Consider the following 14,277-nt stretch of genomic DNA (forward strand, 5'->3'; position numbering starts at 1 on the left):
ATCCTGCGGTGCGTATGCTGGTAGAGTTGAGCCTGGCTCCGTTCTTGCGCGGGGCACGCCACGCCCCCAAAGCTGGGGATATGACCGTTGGTAGCGGAGGAACGTTTTATCCATTCTCGACAAGCGGCACCGGCCAACTTGCCGGTGGGAACGGCGGTAACGGGAGGCCGATTTGGTCAGACTCCACCCAGATTTTATGGTGGGTCTAGTGGTAGCGGAGGAGGGACTCGAACCCCCGACCCCAGGATTATGATACTTGGCGCGGTTGTTGAATTTCTTGCGAAATTTGTCTCTATGTCGCACCCATGTCGCACTAAGCCAGAAAGAAGCGTTCCGCGGCGGCCAACTCGTCGCCGTCATCGCTGCGCGGAAACAGGTGTCCGTAAGTGTCGGCGGTCATCTGCAAGGAGCTATGGCCTAGTCTCTCCTGGACCATTTTCAGCGGCAGCCCAAGTCCGCCCTCTTGTGGTCGGTTGATGCACCAAGAGGCATAGAAATGCCGCAGGCTGTGTAGCCCGCCGTATTTCGCTGCCATGATTGGGCGGCCCCTCTTGTCTACCTCGCCGGTGTCCACTGTCACGCCGGCCGCGAGTTGGGTGGAGAGGAATCCGCGCTTGGTAATGTTCGAACGGCTTTCGATGTTGCCTGTCCCTGTCGGGAAAACGAAGTGGAGCTCCATCACCGCATTGCCGTCGGCGTCGAGGCGCTTGGTGGGGCGGCGAGGACACGCCAGTTTCCATTCCTTAAGCGCATTGGCGACCATGGGGGGAATTGGGATCGCGCGCTCCCCAGATGCGGACTTCGGCCTGCCGATAGCGTTGTAATCGTCGGCGCGCTGTTGAACGTTGATCTGTCGCTTGTCGAAATCAATATCGCTCCACCGCAATCCCCGAAGCTCGGAAGAGCGCATGCCGCTGAAAACTGCGGTGATGAGCAGGGGCCGCCAGCGGCCTTTAACTGCGTCGATGATACCCTTGATCTCCTCCCGCGTCGGTATGTCGACGCCAATCTTCAGCTTTCCCTTCTGGCGCTTGTCGGCTTGGCGTTCCTTGCCCTTGCGGCGCGTCCCGCGCAGGTCGCGGACAGCGTTGCGGGCGACTAGACCGCGTTCTTGGGCATCGGCGACGAGCGCACTTAAGGAACCGAGTATCTTTCTCACCATGACCTGCGAGCGGCCGTTGGCGTGAAGCCTGTCGGCGAATTCTCGCACGGCGGGAACCGTCACTTGGGAAAGCAAGGTTGTGCCGATGAACGGTTCTAGATGCAATTTCAGATGGCGCCGGCGTTGATCGATCGTCTAGCGCTCCAACCCTTCCTGTTCACCGGTGGCGATCCAGAATTCCCCAGCGGTCTTAACCGTGACGCTCGCACTGTCGGCGACATGCACGCCCTCGCGCACCTCGACCTTGGCGGTGGCGGCGAAAGCATCGGCCTCCTTCTTCTTCGTGAAGGTCTTGAGCCGGCGCACCCCCTTGGCGTCGGCATAATCAACCACCCAACTGGTCTTTTCCTCGCCGCTAGCCGTCTTCCATGCGCGCTTACGAACTGACATTTCAGTTCCCCTTCTCTGCGTCACGCTTCCGTTGCCGATGGGCAGCAGTTTTGCACCTGGGCGAGCAGAGTTCCTTATCGGCCCGGTGGCCCGTCGTATGTCCTGTCAAGAAATAGTTCGAGCAATGCGAACATCTGCCAAGATGCGCACGTCGCACACCTGCGGCCACGCATTCCAGAACCATGAAGTGATACAGCGTCGTGGCCTCATGGAAGGTCTTTAGCGAATCATTCTCGGCGGAATAGTCAATACTGAGTTTGAAACGCGGCTTTTCGAGCGCCTGATCCAACGTCTCGACTGCTACCTTCGGATCGTCGGATGTGGTGCCGATCAATAGATCCCTGATGATCTCCTGCCATTCCTTAAAATATTGAACGCGAAGGGCACCGCCATCTTCCTTTTCGTGGGGTAGACCCAGGAACCCACGGTGGCTGAGGAACGCTATCCTCTTTTCCTTTGTATCGGCGTTGATGAAATCCAACGCGAGCGGCTGCTTGAGCTTGGCCAACTCATAGGGAACCACCTCCTGACGGTCTGTGACCGGTTTGAATTCAGAAAGGGTGTCTGCCTCGATGTGCTTAACGCCGTCCCTGTAGCGCGGCCAATTTAGTCTCACTGTTTCCATCGCATCCGCCTGTTACCGCTAATATGCCTTGGCTATCAGTAATTCACTGTAGCACCGTTATCGCGTTGCGCAACCCGTTTTCATCAGTTACGTCTCAAATCACGGAAACCGCTGAATTCCGTTGTAACCGCTAATTGATGGAGAGCCTTTATGTCGACCGTTGACCAGACTGACGAAGCAACTGGCCTGGACCTGCTTTGGGGAGCTTCCGAGATCGGTCGCGCCATCAAGCAGACGCCTCGCCAAGCCTACCACATGCTGGAGACTGGCCAACTCCCGGCTCGCAAAGTCTGCGGGAAATGGGTCGCTGAGCGCGCTGCGCTTCGCCGACACTTCACGGTCGCCGCATGACGCGCGTCCGATCAGCACCTTCACAAAGAGAAAAGGAGCACTACAACCATGTTCTATGAAAATCCGAGTCCGGTGGCGCTGGCAGGCGCCTACCGGCTCGGCAGTATCATGAGGCTTCCCGGCGCTCCTGATACTGCCGATGTAACACCCGACCCCCTCGTTCTGCAAGCCTTCCGTGTCCGGCAACGCGTTCACGTTTCGTGGCCGGTGGCTCGTGTCGTCGCCGAATTGGCCTTCGCATCGGGGAGGGTATAATGGGCGACAAACTCCACGTTCTCGCTCGCATCGAGCCCGACGGCGGCGTTCACGACGTGATCGGCCGCGATGCCTGGGCATTGAAAAATCTTCTCAATGCCGGGTCTCGCGGCTGCACCCCGATCGACAATCCGGCGCCGCGCTGGTCGCACTACGTTTTCAAATTGCGGCGGGCGGGCTTCATCATCGAGACGATAGACGAGCCGCACGGCGGTGCCTTTGCCGGTAGCCACGCGCGGTACGTCCTGAAATCCCAGGTGTCGGTCCTCGCTGAAAAGGGGAGGGCGGCATAGGTGGACATGCCGGACCTTCTCAACGCACTCCTGCCCCCGGTCGAAAGGCCGGGGGACATCTCCTTGCAGAATACGGCGCCGGTTACGGCAGACGAGACCGAGGACGCCGCAAAGTTTGACTGGAACAGCGACGATTCGGTGATCATCGCCGAACAGTTGGCGGTCGCGGTCTATCGCAACCGTGCCGGCGGCATCGTGATCCGCCAGGAGGCGCGCAACTTCGACGATGACGATGCCTTCGTCGTGCTGCGCGACACGGAAGCAGTTCGCCTCGTGATCAAGGCGCTGCGCCGCGAAGCGGAAGGCGGTGCCTGATGGCAGACAACGGCCGCGCCCGCAAAGGCAAGCGAACACAGATCGCCGGACAATGGGCTTGGCAACTGATCGAAATGAAGGAGAGCCCGGCTTTCCGGGCGCTGTCCCTTTCCGCGCGTCGTGTTCTCGATCGGCTCGAAATAGAAATCGCTCACCACGGTGGCAAGGACAACGGCAAGTTGCCGGCGACTTTCGACCAATTCGCCGAATACGGCGTCAGTCGCCGGTTGATCGCGCCTGCGATCCGTGAGGCTGCGGCCCTGGGCTTTGTCGTAGTGACCGACCGGGGCAGGGCAGGCAATGCTTTGTGGCGTCGACCGTCGCTCTACAGGCTCACCTATAGGCCGACCGAACTGACTGAGGCGACCGATGACTGGCGCAAGATTGCGACCGCAAAGGAGGCCGACGCAATAGCGACGGCAGCGCGCGAGGACGTATCCGCAAAAACAAAAGCCCAGGCCCACAAAGTGAACCAAGGGTTGGGGCTGAAAGTGAACCGCTCGACGCCGGTTTATGGGGCTGAAAGTGATACTACAGGCCATAGTGTAGAAAGTGGTCCTACCTCTATATCTTGGGGACAGGGCGATAGCGTCGAAGGGCAGGCCGGCGCGCAGCCAACCCAAACGGCACGCGCGTCCGGCCTGCCGCTCAATGGTGAAGCTCTCTCTGGCCTCCAGCCGATCGGCGAAATCTCCGATGCCCTGAAACGATCCTCGATCCTGCTGAAGGCCAGCAAGGAAAATCGGCGGCTGTCCCGGAAAATCGGAGGCGCAAATGGTTGACCTGATCATCTTCCCCATGACGGCCCGCGTCGGGCGCATTCGCGACGTGGCGACAAAGATGCTGGAGAAGCCGACCGACCGCGCCGCCGAATATTACCGTCGGCAGGTGACGGAAGCGATCCTCGTGGCTCTGGTGCGCCTCGGCGTCGGCGAAATCGAGCAGGACGAGCATCTCGAGAGATTTTGGGCGGCAGTTCGAAATGAAATCGTGCGGCAAACCTATTCGGGCCACACTGGAGATGCGGCGTGAGCAAACGTTTCGGAGGCGAAATGAATTTGGCCGTCGCGGACGAACTCGACTTCCTGAGTTTCTACCGTCGCGAACCGCCGCCGATTTGGATGGGCCTCTGCGCGAAGAATGGTAGGCGCATAGCTGCCTTCGGCCTTGTCGTGTGAACCCGCACGGCGCCGCCTGCGGTTTCTTCGATCGTCGGCAGCCGGTCTCCGCCTTCACTGTCCATCGAGCCGCGTATCGCATCATGGCCGCGCTGCGTGAGGTCGGTGAGGAAGCACTATACGTCCAATGCGACGGCAGCATCCCCGGCGCGGAAAGATGGCTCCGCCGGCTGGGCTTCGCGCCGATGGATGACAATCCGACGGTCTGGTGCCTGGTGCTGCTCGCGGCCCTCATGGCATCGCCCTACGGCGCAAGGGGATGGAGCGGGATTAGCTCGACGCTATGTTTTGCTATGGCCTGAGCCTGCCGGGACGGAAGGACGCACAATGATTAGGGGGTGGGCTTGCTAATGTGACGCGTGTTCCGGATCGTGCCGCAGCAAACCGGATTCCCTTCCGGCGTGGACGCAATTGCACAAACGAAAACCCCGGCGCTAGGCCGGGGCAAATTGTGGTTTACAAGCTGTCCGCTCAGCGCGCAAACGCTTTGTCACCGTGAGTATCGTCTCCGCGATAGTCGCGGGCAAGCTTCACCTGTTCTTCACTCATAGTCGCCAGAAAGCCCGTCATGGGGCGCGGGTTCGCGCAAAAGGGTTCTGGTTCAGGCAGGGTCTTTTCCCACGACATCCAGGAGAGCGAAGTCGATAAGGCCGCTTTCAGGGCACGCATGTCAAACTCCTTTCCTGTAATATGGCGCTTCATTCCGAGGGGATTCAAGCTCAAACCCGTAAACTTTTTGATACAGGTTAACGAGCTTTTCGTTGATGGGTTGCAAGCGAATTTCTTTCTTCCCTCGCGCCTGAGCATAGTTTGCAGCGGCCTGGAGAGCAATCAAAATCCGCTGCCCCTTTAGCGGGCAATCTGATCTGGGGTCCCCTTCCACAAACCGCAGCATTAAACTTTGCCCTGTGGTCAGACCCAACGCTAGGCCGCTCAGCCGATCTTTGCCGCCCCAGATGGCCATATCGAGGCGGTCTGGTTCTCGGTGTTCCTGAAAGATTTTTTCCCAATCAAAATGGGAGCTTCCCCAATCGTGCAGATGCCTTGCAGCACGGCCCGACCATTCAGTGATTTGGATAGGCTTGCCCAAAAAATGCGACATCGTCTCCGCCGCCAGCTTGCAGGCATCGTAGCGATTTTGTGCATATCGGATTTTTGCTGCGGCAAAGTGCGACAATGTGGAACTCATGCGAATGGGAGTAAGCGTTTAGACCTTTGGGCGACCAGAGTCATCGCACCCCCTGACATTCAACTGACAGGCACGATGCGGGCGCTGGAATAACGATAGTTCCAGCTACCTCATCGAGTCCGACGCGAAAGCTTCTCCACCCTCGGAATGGGCGGCATTGAGTAAATCGCGCAATTGGTTTCCATCTATAGAGCGCAAATAAAGCGTCGTCGCGAGACGGACGATCATGGTTCCAATGGGAATGATAAGCGCGGCGTCCCCGGTGAAGTCTTGGACGTTTCCGTCTTCGAAAACCAAGTTCTGAGATGTCCCGTTTTCTTCTTTACGGAGGCGAAGGATGGCCTCGGTGTGGCGAGGCCCGGAAAGGACATTGTGGAACGCCCATTCGGCATACACGTAGGGCAGTTGGGACATAGAATTTTCGCCGTGCTCGACGGGAAATGCGTACCGGAGGAGGCGGTCGGAGAGCAAATTGTAAACGAGGTGGTAAGCAGTGAACGTCAGCGTAGATCGCTGCTCCCCGTTGGGATCGCGCAGAACCAACGCCTGGCCGCGCGCTAATCTCGTCTTGAACGTGTTCGGATTGATCTCCAAAAAATTAGCAGCGTCCCCGGTCCCGACGATGCCCTTGTGCCAATGATTCTTGAAATACGTTAGGGCCTGCGACGTGAGGATGTTCATAGCCGACAATTCCACCAGGTTTCAATGAAACCTTATTTAGTTTCATTGAAACCTGGTGTCAATGGGTAGCTGAAGTGGCCGGTCCACTTCCCATCTGCGGGAGGACCAGTCGGAACTCCTGTGTTGAAGGCGGTCGGAAATAGGGTGCGACAAGCGCACTTAGCGAACCCAATCCAACCCTAGATATGCGGACAGTCGCGGGGTCGCTGCGGCGGCATGGCTGGTGTTGCCGTCCGAAAGCTGATCTGATCCTGGCATGCCAACACCCAACAGCTCACCGCCGTGGGCGGCTGTCATTCTCGGAATGATCGCTGTCGTCCTTGCAATCGTCGCGATCATCGCGGTTCTGTATGGCGGGGTCTGAGGTTGATGCCAGAGGGTCAACCGATGCCCGAGCCCAACCATTTCGCGCCGCGTTGACTGCATGACTGCTTCGTGAGGCGCGGGTTCTAAGAGGACATCCGAGATCATGCCTTCCGCGAAACGAATGTGCCGACCATCAAGGCCGGCACAAATTCTGGGGCACTATGTTTAGATCACGCGCCGTCATACACATAGACGACCAGTGTGCCATCGGCGAGAACCTCACTAGCCACGACGCTGGCAGGCAGAACGCTCTGCTCCCCGAGACGCGCACTGACCGCCGAATTGGATTCCAAGGCCAACTGTAAATCGCTTATCTGCTTCCCGTTCTGGCTCCTCGCCGCGTCGAATGCCTGCTTGTCGGCGCTCGCCCAATCGTTAATCCTCACCACCTTCACGGTCGATATGGTTGTGATGGTCTGGATTTGGCCGGCAGTCGTCGTTCCGGCAGCTATGACAGGTGTTAAAGTCTGGAGGTCGATCGTGCTGACTTTGTCGCTACCGTTCTCAGCATTCAATTGCTGAGTACCAGAATTGATCTGGGTCTGCCCGGTGGAGTCCTGGTCTTTCGCCTGCGCTGGGCTTTCCGCGAATGCGGGCACAGCAAAGGCAACGATGGCCGCTACAGAGGCGGCGTACACAAGGTTATTTTTCATGGGGTCTCTCTGGTTGTTCCTCGGAGTGTCAACCGGCAACCAGAAAGTTAGTTCCAGAAATATCCCCTTCAGGCCTGCCTCGCCGACTGCAATCGGGGCATTTGTCGGCTGGGCCGAGGCTGCGGCGGACAGTCAGCTTCTGACGAGGTTACTCCATCGCATTGCACCCGCCTTCTGCACCGTTCATCGGGGCCGCGAAATAATGCAATTTGAGCACGATGCGGAAACCATGGTGCCGATTCAGATTATCATGATAGGGTGCCCCAGAGCGTCGGCCCAAGGGCCGTGTTTGACGGCGTTCCTGCCGAGTTATGGCTCGCTCCGCGAGTCTTCGGCCCCTAAAGGGCCCATCATGCCAACGACACCGACTATGCATGTCGAAGCTGCGAGCGCGCTTGCAATCGTGGTATCATCGAACGAACCTTTGCTGTTCCTGTCCGACGACCTGAAAGTCATTGCGGCGAGCGCATCTTTTTGTCGTGCTTTTGAGATTGATCCCGCCACAGTTCCCGGTAGGCGCCTTAGCGAGCTTGGCAACGGCGAATGGGCGATGCCCACGCTGGCGTCATTGCTAAAGGCGACCGCTTCTGGAAGTGCGCAGATCGAGGCGTACGAGATAGACCTTACGCGCCGCGATCAGAAGACCCGGAACCTGGTCGTCAACGCCCGTACGCTTAACGATGGCGACATTGATCACATTCGCTTGCTTCTGGCCGTAACCGACGTAACGGATGCCCGCGCCGAAGCGCGTCTGAAAGATGATCTCGTTCGCGATAAGGCGATCCTGCTGCAGGAAGTCCAGCACCGGGTAGCAAATAGCCTCCAGATCATTGCCAGCATTCTCATGCAGAGCGCGCGCCGGGTCCAATCGGAAGAAGCGCGCGGGCACCTTCGAAGCGCCCATCACCGAGTGATGTCTATTGCAGACCTTCAACGTCAACTTTCTACGTCTAAAGGCGGCAGCGTCGAGCTACGTACCTATCTCACACAGCTTTGCCAAAGTCTCGGTGCGTCGATGATCGCCGACTCCGGTCGGCTCTCGATCGAGGTGACAGTCGACAACAGCGCCGTGGAAGCAGACGTTTCGGTCAGCTTGGGCCTGATCGTGACCGAGCTCGTCATCAACGCTCTGAAACACGCATTTCCCGATGAGCGAATTGGCAGAATCGCGATCGACTATCGTTCCACGGCTGATGAATGGACCCTTTCGGTTGTCGACAACGGCATCGGTATGCTGACGGGGGACGATGCGCCAAAGGCGGGGTTAGGGAGCGGCATTGTAGAGGCGCTAGCAAGGAACCTGCTGGGCGAAATCAAGCTGACCGATGCGGATCCAGGCACGACGATCACCATCAGCCACCGGCAAGATGTTAGCCTCCAAGCCGATATTCCCACAGCCGCCTAGGAACTCAATTGCCTTTCAAACGCTACGTCACCGAGCGTTAGAGGTTCTCAGCCATGTCAGTGTAATTGATGAATAACGGAAAATCGGTCGTTCTGGTTGTCGAAGACAGCACGCTCATTCGAATGGGCGCCCTCGATTTGGTGCTATCCGCCGGCTATGAAGCGCTAGAGGCGCGAGACGCAGATGAAGCAATTCGCATTTTGGAGTCGCGACCCGACATCGATCTGGTGTTCACCGATGTTCAGATGCCAGGGACCATGGATGGCGCCAAGCTGGCCCACTACATCCGCGAGCGATGGCCGCCCATAAAATTGCTCGTGGCTTCGGGTAATGCAATTCTCGAAGAAAGTAGCCTGCCGTTTGGGAGCAGGTTTTTCTCAAAGCCATACGACGACCACGCCATCACAGATGCGATGGCCCGCCTGCTTGCGAGCGATCACGCTTCTCACGTTTAAACATCCGTCATGCGCGGCATGAACGCATGTTGCCCCCTAAGCTGGTTGCTGGTTGAAGGGCAGATTTCGCGGTGTAGCTGCCAGAAATTTGGCATTCTGTTTCCCAACCATTGCGAACGCAGAAGCGCTCACAGGCCGCTGTAACCGTCTGGAAATCGCGCTCTACGCTGATGTCATAAGAACCCGGCGCCGGCATGGTCGCGATATCGCTCCGCCCTCCGAATATATTTCCGCACCGTACGCGGATCGACGTGGCGGGTCTGGTCCATTATTCGATTGAGGTCCGCCCCGCGCTCGGCTGCGCTGGTGACAAAGCCAGCCCGCAAGCTGTGGCCTGAGAACTCCTCGGCGTCGAGCCCAGCGCGCTCCGCATATCCCTTGACGATTTTTGCCACCGCCCAACCGCTCAGGCGTTCGCCGGACACGGCGCTGCTCTTGTTGACCGGGCGGAATAGCGGGCCTTCGGTGATGCCGGCAGCGTCCAACCATGCCCGCACGACGGCGACAGGCCGTAGGCTTTCGCCGTTGGGAATGGCCACGGTGTAGCCCTCGCCCTCCTGGTCGGTTTTCGATCGGCGGATGGTCACGTCCAGGCCTTTGTCTGTGAATGCCAGGTCGGACGCGTCGAGGGCGACAAGCTCGGAGCGGCGGAACGCGCCGGCCATGCCGAGCAGGATAAGCGCGCGGTCGCGCATACCCTGCATGGTGTGCGCCGAATGGGCCAACATCGCGGAAACCCGCTCGGCGGTCGCAGGCTGCTTTTGCACCGGCGCTGTCCCGATGGTCCGCCTGATGCCCTTCACGACCATGGACACGGCCTCGTGCTCGGTCGGTGTTGGCAAACCGGCAGCTTTGTGGGTGTGCCGGATCGCGGCCACAGCAACAGCCAGGGTGGAAGCTTTGCGGCCTTCCTTCATCCTGGCCACGAGATAGGCTGCAACGGTCTGAGGCAGGGCCAGCAGGCTAGTGATGCCCTTGCCGGTGCACAATGCCTCACGTGCGGCGCGCTGCTTTGCGCCGCCTTTGATTGGCCACTTGTGCAGAAGGATGTCGGCGGCCTGGCGGTTATTGCTGACGTGATGCACCGTCACGCTGTTTCCGAGCATCACGGGCACGGTCCCATCCCACCATCCGCCTTCGGTTGCCATCAGACTTCCTCGTTCTCGGGGATGGGCTCCAGGCCAAGCCATTCGGGTGTGCGGCCCTGCTGGAGCAAGGAGAGGTCAGTTGGGCGCACTTCGTAATAATCCTCGCCCACGCAAACCGTGGCCGACTTCATCTCGCCACCGGCGAAACACTGGCTGATGATGCGAACGCGATTGCGCCCTTTGTGGGCTGTGACGGCGGCGCGCTGGCGAAGATGCTCTGATATGGAAGGGCGCGTCGTGGGAGGCCGGCTGCTTGCCGGGGCAGATAGTTTGATGCCGTCACCTTTGGCCCACATACGCAACACTCACTCGACTCGGGCGACTCAATGCGCGAGCGTGCATGTGGTTGCCCCAACGGCAATTGTCACGGTTACAACATCATCCGTTGCGACTCTCACATTCTCTCGGTATATGCACGCGCCATTAATTCGCAGCGAACCAAACGGGATTGGCTATGCAGCGGGCGGAAGTGAATGTGGCGGGGCGGACTGAGGAGGTGAAGGTTTCTCGCCTCGGTGCCGGTCTATGGGCCGTTTCCGGCGATTTCGCCGATCGAGAGATTGTCGTGGTGGATCGCAGTCCCGACGCCGCACTAGATCGCTGGCGAACGACGGCCGCTGATGATTGGCGCGCTGCCGCCTGAAGGTCTAGCCCAGCTCCTGGAGACCAGGCAGCGGACTATCCTGCGCCGTACGGCGTTCGGAAAGTGACCGCCACAGGTCGGCCTCGGCTGTCCGCCCTTGTTGGAAGACGTGGATGACCTCAGCAGCCAACTCTTCTCTCTGGTCGATGTCCCTCTGAGCCAGCCGGCGCTCGTCGCACAATCGGTTAAATACTTTTTGGATGGTCGCGAGTTCGGCGGGATTAAACGCGCCGAAACATCTGGTGAAGGGCATAACGCTCTCCTCCCTTGGTCGGGCGAAAGCGTGATGAACTCTTCCAAGCGTCCGTTTGCCGTGTCAGGTGCGGACGACTTTTTAAGGGTACTCCTGTTCCATGCCGTTGGCTATTCACAAAGACATGCCGGGCCGCTGCGCTTAGCCTTCCGCCTTGAAGTTTTCGGCCTCTCGCAGAACTTTCTTCATGTCGCCTCCATGCTTGCGAATGAGGTCTTTAGCCTGTAGCGGTGAGAGGTCTGTCGTCTCGGCCAAGCGAAGCGCCTTCGCTTCGACGCCGGTGGATGCCGTGTCATCGTTGGCTGGTTGTTTTGGCATAGGGTTCTCCTTATTGAGGTGAACGCCGCCGAGCCCGACTCGTTGCCTACCTCTTCACCGCCCTGGAACAACCGATCATCACGAAGGTTGAAGCGACAAGGGTTGCGCTACCAAACTGCCGACCTTGGGAGTGAAGCAGAGATGCGAACTGCACTGACATATGCTGCTGTCGCCTTCGCAACGCTGGCAACCCCTGCCTTCGCGAATCCACCAAAGGACGTTGCAGATCTCATCGGCGCCCCCGCAGCGGGTGCGGAAACGGAAATGTCGAACCGTGGCTATGAGAAAATGAAAAACAACACATGGTGGAACCCGGAAATGGGCGTCTGTGTCCATGTCGATGTTTTAGAAGGTGACTTTACGTCCGTCACAATGATCGCACGAACTGCCTGCGGGCAAAGCGGTGAGGCAGCTGCAACATGCCCCCCCGACCTTCCTGAGGCTGATCTTGCCAAGCAGCCTGGATGTAGGCTGTAGTCAGCCTTGCCGGCCTGCCCGGCTATTCGACCACATGTAGGTAGGCCGGGCGTCGGTCATGAGACACTTAATGAAAAGCACCCTGTACACCGTTTATGCGCCGCCTAAGCGAGGACTGCCTTATCTGGCGGTGACATTAATGCCGGACGGCACGGCAACCGCTCGCCCGTTCGATACGGAAATAGATGCGGCGACGTATATTCGCGAGGTAGCGGCAGGCGGGGCGCGCGATCCGAGCACGCACTAGCCTGTCCACATCTCCGCATCTCCGCATGCAAGGTGAAAACTACGGCAACGCATCCTGCGTATCTGTCTACATTGAGAGACGGGGTTGCCTTGTGAGTTCTGAAGGATTATGCGCGATGAGGCATCAGCATGCCTTGTGGCTGGCCAAGGACGCCGCAATTTCGCTGATAGAGGCCCTCCGAATCGTCGATGATGTGGGGTTCGAGCCGAGATTGCTTCGTCGAGAAGCTCGCTTGTTCAAATCCTCGAAGTGGGCAAGCAGTTAGCCCAGCCACGTCTCCGCCGCCATCGATCCGCCCTCACTCAATCAGGATGTCCGCCTCTGTCGCGACCTCGGCGAACGCCTTCTGAGCCATGGCAAGCGCAGCCGTTGCCCACGTGCTCTGTCGCTCCTGCGGGTTGAGAGGATGAATGGCCCGAAGGGCATAGTCGTCCGTCGGACCACCCATAGGAAATCAGCCCTTCATGGCCTTCGCAGCCATGTCCATGTGCATGGTGCAGTCGTCCATCTTGTTGGCTTTCATCGCTTCCTTCGCCATGTCCATTTCCTTCATGGCGTTGGCCTTCATCGCGTCGTCCTTCATCGCGTCCATGTCCGCCTGAATCTTCATCATAGAGGCGTCGTCGCACTTCATCATCGTATCGTCGGCAAACGCGGCCTGGGCAAAAAACGTTGCGAAGGTCGCCGCGACGAGTGTGGTCTTCAGCATGATGGTTTCCTCACCTGGGATTTACGGGGACATTCCCCTCGTCCAGTTCGTCGCCGCGACCAATTTGTTACGTGGCGCTCTCATGCTTTGGAAATATGTCCCGCGTCCGTTTCTGTGCCCGGGCGCGGCGGTTTCGTTGGGCCGGTCTTAGCTCGCGTCGTGATCGCCGGCAATGTCGCGAAAAGGGTCGAAAACAGACATAGGGGAAGCCCAGCCACTCGCGCAGCCGGGCCAAATGCGCAACGGCTGCGCATTTCAATGCAGGACCGGCCTCTGCTCCTCCTCGCCCTCGCCAGGCGTCCTCGCGCTGTCACCGATCGCTTGGAGCAGAACGCGATTGTTTGTGGTCTAAAACCTCGTTGGCCTGCTTCACGCCCCGCCTGTCGCCGAGCAGGAAGCCGAATGCGAAGGCGATGACGGTGGTGAGCGCGATATAGGTCATGCCTTGTCCCCCCCTTGCCGCTCGCCTTGGGGCTTGATTTCGACGGCACCCACCGCCACCGATACATCGACGGCAAGGTCTGCCCCGAATTGCAGCAAGCCCACGATGTCCTGCGTCACTCGTCTGCGAATGTCACCATTCCAGTTTTCAGCGCCCTCCAGCGCCAACGCGCATACTGTCATGATCGCCGACAGGTTGCCCACCTGCGCAACAGGATCCTTGTCCGATCGGGGAAGGCCGCTCATGCCAGCACCGCCCGTCCCGGCGCAGGCACGCCGATGATGCGAGCAGCATCCTGACAGACGCTGGCCAGTTCCCGACCAGCGCATTCGTACTGCGACCATTTCGATATGACGAGCAGCTTCACCAGAACGTCGGTCGCGGTGACGGCGTGCAGGGACATGGCGGCATCGTAGACGCGATCGGCGGCTGCGGCCTCCGGCGTGCCCTCTACGCAGCCAGGAAGCGCGTCCAAGGCAATGTAGACGGCTCGCGCGTCGCGTAGGAGGTCAAGCGAAGACTGGCGACGGCGCCGTGTCCAGATCGCGAAAATTCGTGGATGCACGGTGGGCATGCCTTCGGCGGCTGCCCGAACTGTGGTGTTCGGCATAGGTATCTCCTAACTATCGAAAAACGACGGTTACATTGATAACCGATGCCTCTGGAGGTTTCAAGCGTTTTTCGATGGTTCTGGTGTTTCACGACAGATCGTGCTAGCAGTT

The 14,277-nt window shown here is 58.9% G+C and carries 22 protein-coding genes and 1 pseudogene; 11 read left to right on the forward strand and 12 right to left on the reverse strand.

Features of this window, described 5'->3' with window-relative positions; all coding sequences use genetic code 11:
• Positions 1 to 313: 313 nt before the first annotated feature.
• Both ACSBOB_RS11425 and ACSBOB_RS11430 read right to left on the reverse strand, forming a co-directional pair.
• Positions 314 to 1,552: pseudogene (locus ACSBOB_RS11425) on the reverse strand (site-specific integrase).
• A 1-nt stretch (position 1,553) separates the two neighbouring features.
• Positions 1,554 to 2,177: a hypothetical protein gene (locus tag ACSBOB_RS11430; protein WP_442582509.1), complete on the reverse strand. Its 624-nt coding sequence runs from the start codon at positions 2,175 to 2,177 to the stop codon at positions 1,554 to 1,556.
• 605 nt (positions 2,178 to 2,782) lie between these two features.
• Between ACSBOB_RS11430 and ACSBOB_RS11435 the strand changes: the two genes are divergently transcribed.
• Genes ACSBOB_RS11435 through ACSBOB_RS11460 form a run of 6 tightly spaced genes read left to right on the forward strand, consistent with a single transcriptional unit; the run spans position 2,783 to position 4,871 of the window.
• Complete coding sequence (locus ACSBOB_RS11435; protein WP_442582510.1) at positions 2,783 to 3,076, forward strand: winged helix domain-containing protein; 294 nt, start codon at positions 2,783 to 2,785, stop codon at positions 3,074 to 3,076.
• Entirely contained in the window at positions 3,077 to 3,391 is a 315-nt protein-coding gene (locus tag ACSBOB_RS11440; protein WP_442582511.1) for a hypothetical protein, read from the forward strand.
• Positions 3,391 to 4,173: a hypothetical protein gene (locus ACSBOB_RS11445; protein ID WP_442582512.1), complete on the forward strand. Its 783-nt coding sequence runs from the start codon at positions 3,391 to 3,393 to the stop codon at positions 4,171 to 4,173. The genes ACSBOB_RS11440 and ACSBOB_RS11445 overlap by 1 nt, the downstream gene beginning before the upstream one ends.
• A complete protein-coding gene (locus ACSBOB_RS11450) occupies positions 4,166 to 4,423 on the forward strand; it encodes a DUF6074 family protein (protein WP_442582513.1) in 258 nt (85 codons plus the stop codon). Before ACSBOB_RS11445 ends, ACSBOB_RS11450 begins: the two co-directional genes overlap by 8 nt.
• Positions 4,420 to 4,569 (forward strand): hypothetical protein, encoded by a 150-nt coding sequence (locus ACSBOB_RS11455; RefSeq protein ID WP_442582514.1) that lies wholly within the window; start codon positions 4,420 to 4,422, stop codon positions 4,567 to 4,569. The genes ACSBOB_RS11450 and ACSBOB_RS11455 overlap by 4 nt, the downstream gene beginning before the upstream one ends.
• Positions 4,566 to 4,871, forward strand: a complete 306-nt coding sequence (locus tag ACSBOB_RS11460) for a hypothetical protein (protein ID WP_442582515.1) — start codon at positions 4,566 to 4,568, stop codon at positions 4,869 to 4,871. The genes ACSBOB_RS11455 and ACSBOB_RS11460 overlap by 4 nt, the downstream gene beginning before the upstream one ends.
• A gap of 169 nt (positions 4,872 to 5,040) precedes the next feature.
• On the opposite strand, the gene ACSBOB_RS11465 is transcribed toward ACSBOB_RS11460, so the two are convergent.
• The 4 genes from ACSBOB_RS11465 to ACSBOB_RS11480 form a co-directional block, all read right to left on the reverse strand.
• A complete protein-coding gene (locus tag ACSBOB_RS11465; protein ID WP_442582516.1) occupies positions 5,041 to 5,238 on the reverse strand; it encodes a hypothetical protein in 198 nt (65 codons plus the stop codon).
• Position 5,239: 1 nt separating this feature from the next.
• Positions 5,240 to 5,746 carry a hypothetical protein gene (locus ACSBOB_RS11470; RefSeq protein ID WP_442582517.1) on the reverse strand — a complete coding sequence of 169 codons (507 nt, stop codon included), beginning with the start codon at positions 5,744 to 5,746 and terminating at the stop codon, positions 5,240 to 5,242.
• A 117-nt stretch (positions 5,747 to 5,863) separates the two neighbouring features.
• Entirely contained in the window at positions 5,864 to 6,439 is a 576-nt protein-coding gene (locus tag ACSBOB_RS11475; RefSeq protein ID WP_442582518.1) for a hypothetical protein, read from the reverse strand.
• Positions 6,440 to 6,975: 536 nt separating this feature from the next.
• A complete protein-coding gene (locus tag ACSBOB_RS11480; protein WP_442582519.1) occupies positions 6,976 to 7,458 on the reverse strand; it encodes a hypothetical protein in 483 nt (160 codons plus the stop codon).
• A 352-nt stretch (positions 7,459 to 7,810) separates the two neighbouring features.
• On the opposite strand from ACSBOB_RS11480, the gene ACSBOB_RS11485 reads away from it, so the two are divergent.
• Both ACSBOB_RS11485 and ACSBOB_RS11490 read left to right on the forward strand, forming a co-directional pair.
• Complete coding sequence (locus ACSBOB_RS11485) at positions 7,811 to 8,863, forward strand: sensor histidine kinase (RefSeq protein WP_442582520.1); 1,053 nt, start codon at positions 7,811 to 7,813, stop codon at positions 8,861 to 8,863.
• A gap of 68 nt (positions 8,864 to 8,931) precedes the next feature.
• Positions 8,932 to 9,318: a response regulator gene (locus ACSBOB_RS11490; protein ID WP_442582521.1), complete on the forward strand. Its 387-nt coding sequence runs from the start codon at positions 8,932 to 8,934 to the stop codon at positions 9,316 to 9,318.
• A gap of 173 nt (positions 9,319 to 9,491) precedes the next feature.
• Here the strand turns inward: ACSBOB_RS11490 and ACSBOB_RS11495 are convergent, their stop codons facing one another.
• Together ACSBOB_RS11495 and ACSBOB_RS11500 are read right to left on the reverse strand one after the other, a co-directional pair.
• On the reverse strand, positions 9,492 to 10,466 hold the full coding sequence (locus ACSBOB_RS11495; protein ID WP_442582522.1) for a tyrosine-type recombinase/integrase: 975 nt from the start codon (positions 10,464 to 10,466) through the stop codon (positions 9,492 to 9,494).
• Positions 10,466 to 10,762, reverse strand: coding sequence for a hypothetical protein (locus tag ACSBOB_RS11500; protein WP_442582523.1), 297 nt, complete (start codon positions 10,760 to 10,762; stop codon positions 10,466 to 10,468). Before ACSBOB_RS11500 ends, ACSBOB_RS11495 begins: the two co-directional genes overlap by 1 nt.
• A gap of 456 nt (positions 10,763 to 11,218) precedes the next feature.
• Here ACSBOB_RS11500 and ACSBOB_RS11505 point away from each other — a divergent pair, with 456 nt between their 5' ends.
• From ACSBOB_RS11505 to ACSBOB_RS11515, 3 genes are all read left to right on the forward strand, one after another.
• Entirely contained in the window at positions 11,219 to 11,590 is a 372-nt protein-coding gene (locus ACSBOB_RS11505) for a hypothetical protein (RefSeq protein WP_442582524.1), read from the forward strand.
• A 231-nt stretch (positions 11,591 to 11,821) separates the two neighbouring features.
• Positions 11,822 to 12,157 carry a hypothetical protein gene (locus ACSBOB_RS11510; RefSeq protein WP_442582525.1) on the forward strand — a complete coding sequence of 112 codons (336 nt, stop codon included), beginning with the start codon at positions 11,822 to 11,824 and terminating at the stop codon, positions 12,155 to 12,157.
• A gap of 70 nt (positions 12,158 to 12,227) precedes the next feature.
• On the forward strand, positions 12,228 to 12,404 hold the full coding sequence (locus tag ACSBOB_RS11515; protein WP_442582526.1) for a hypothetical protein: 177 nt from the start codon (positions 12,228 to 12,230) through the stop codon (positions 12,402 to 12,404).
• Between the two features lie 454 nt (positions 12,405 to 12,858).
• Here the strand turns inward: ACSBOB_RS11515 and ACSBOB_RS11520 are convergent, their stop codons facing one another.
• The 4 genes from ACSBOB_RS11520 to ACSBOB_RS11535 all read right to left on the reverse strand — a co-directional run bounded on the left by ACSBOB_RS11520 (position 12,859) and on the right by ACSBOB_RS11535 (position 14,165).
• Positions 12,859 to 13,113 carry a hypothetical protein gene (locus ACSBOB_RS11520; protein ID WP_442582527.1) on the reverse strand — a complete coding sequence of 85 codons (255 nt, stop codon included), beginning with the start codon at positions 13,111 to 13,113 and terminating at the stop codon, positions 12,859 to 12,861.
• Positions 13,114 to 13,423: 310 nt separating this feature from the next.
• A complete protein-coding gene (locus tag ACSBOB_RS11525) occupies positions 13,424 to 13,555 on the reverse strand; it encodes a hypothetical protein (protein WP_442582528.1) in 132 nt (43 codons plus the stop codon).
• On the reverse strand, positions 13,552 to 13,800 hold the full coding sequence (locus ACSBOB_RS11530; protein WP_442582529.1) for a hypothetical protein: 249 nt from the start codon (positions 13,798 to 13,800) through the stop codon (positions 13,552 to 13,554). Before ACSBOB_RS11530 ends, ACSBOB_RS11525 begins: the two co-directional genes overlap by 4 nt.
• On the reverse strand, positions 13,797 to 14,165 hold the full coding sequence (locus ACSBOB_RS11535) for a hypothetical protein (protein ID WP_442582530.1): 369 nt from the start codon (positions 14,163 to 14,165) through the stop codon (positions 13,797 to 13,799). Before ACSBOB_RS11535 ends, ACSBOB_RS11530 begins: the two co-directional genes overlap by 4 nt.
• Positions 14,166 to 14,277: the final 112 nt, after the last annotated feature.

Origin of the sequence: Mesorhizobium sp. KACC 23794, from assembly GCF_052180275.1 — a bacterium.
Classification (GTDB): Bacteria; Pseudomonadota; Alphaproteobacteria; order Rhizobiales; family Rhizobiaceae; genus Kumtagia.

Excerpts from the sequence above, each read along its gene's own strand:
- ACSBOB_RS11520 (WP_442582527.1), bottom strand. The coding sequence starts at position 13,113 with ATGCTGAAGACCACACTCGTCGCGGCGACCTTCGCAACGTTTTTTGCC.
- ACSBOB_RS11495 (WP_442582522.1), bottom strand. The coding sequence starts at position 10,466 with ATGGCAACCGAAGGCGGATGGTGGGATGGGACCGTGCCCGTGATGCTC.
- ACSBOB_RS11430 (WP_442582509.1), bottom strand. The coding sequence starts at position 2,177 with ATGGAAACAGTGAGACTAAATTGGCCGCGCTACAGGGACGGCGTTAAG.
- ACSBOB_RS11515 (WP_442582526.1), top strand. The coding sequence starts at position 12,228 with ATGAAAAGCACCCTGTACACCGTTTATGCGCCGCCTAAGCGAGGACTG.
- ACSBOB_RS11535 (WP_442582530.1), bottom strand. The coding sequence starts at position 14,165 with ATGCCGAACACCACAGTTCGGGCAGCCGCCGAAGGCATGCCCACCGTG.
- ACSBOB_RS11465 (WP_442582516.1), bottom strand. The coding sequence starts at position 5,238 with ATGCGTGCCCTGAAAGCGGCCTTATCGACTTCGCTCTCCTGGATGTCG.
- ACSBOB_RS11500 (WP_442582523.1), bottom strand. The coding sequence starts at position 10,762 with ATGTGGGCCAAAGGTGACGGCATCAAACTATCTGCCCCGGCAAGCAGC.
- ACSBOB_RS11475 (WP_442582518.1), bottom strand. The coding sequence starts at position 6,439 with ATGAACATCCTCACGTCGCAGGCCCTAACGTATTTCAAGAATCATTGG.
- ACSBOB_RS11450 (WP_442582513.1), top strand. The coding sequence starts at position 4,166 with ATGGTTGACCTGATCATCTTCCCCATGACGGCCCGCGTCGGGCGCATT.
- ACSBOB_RS11435 (WP_442582510.1), top strand. The coding sequence starts at position 2,783 with ATGGGCGACAAACTCCACGTTCTCGCTCGCATCGAGCCCGACGGCGGC.
- ACSBOB_RS11480 (WP_442582519.1), bottom strand. The coding sequence starts at position 7,458 with ATGAAAAATAACCTTGTGTACGCCGCCTCTGTAGCGGCCATCGTTGCC.
- ACSBOB_RS11445 (WP_442582512.1), top strand. The coding sequence starts at position 3,391 with ATGGCAGACAACGGCCGCGCCCGCAAAGGCAAGCGAACACAGATCGCC.
- ACSBOB_RS11525 (WP_442582528.1), bottom strand. The coding sequence starts at position 13,555 with ATGACCTATATCGCGCTCACCACCGTCATCGCCTTCGCATTCGGCTTC.
- ACSBOB_RS11485 (WP_442582520.1), top strand. The coding sequence starts at position 7,811 with ATGCCAACGACACCGACTATGCATGTCGAAGCTGCGAGCGCGCTTGCA.
- ACSBOB_RS11510 (WP_442582525.1), top strand. The coding sequence starts at position 11,822 with ATGCGAACTGCACTGACATATGCTGCTGTCGCCTTCGCAACGCTGGCA.
- ACSBOB_RS11490 (WP_442582521.1), top strand. The coding sequence starts at position 8,932 with ATGAATAACGGAAAATCGGTCGTTCTGGTTGTCGAAGACAGCACGCTC.
- ACSBOB_RS11530 (WP_442582529.1), bottom strand. The coding sequence starts at position 13,800 with ATGAGCGGCCTTCCCCGATCGGACAAGGATCCTGTTGCGCAGGTGGGC.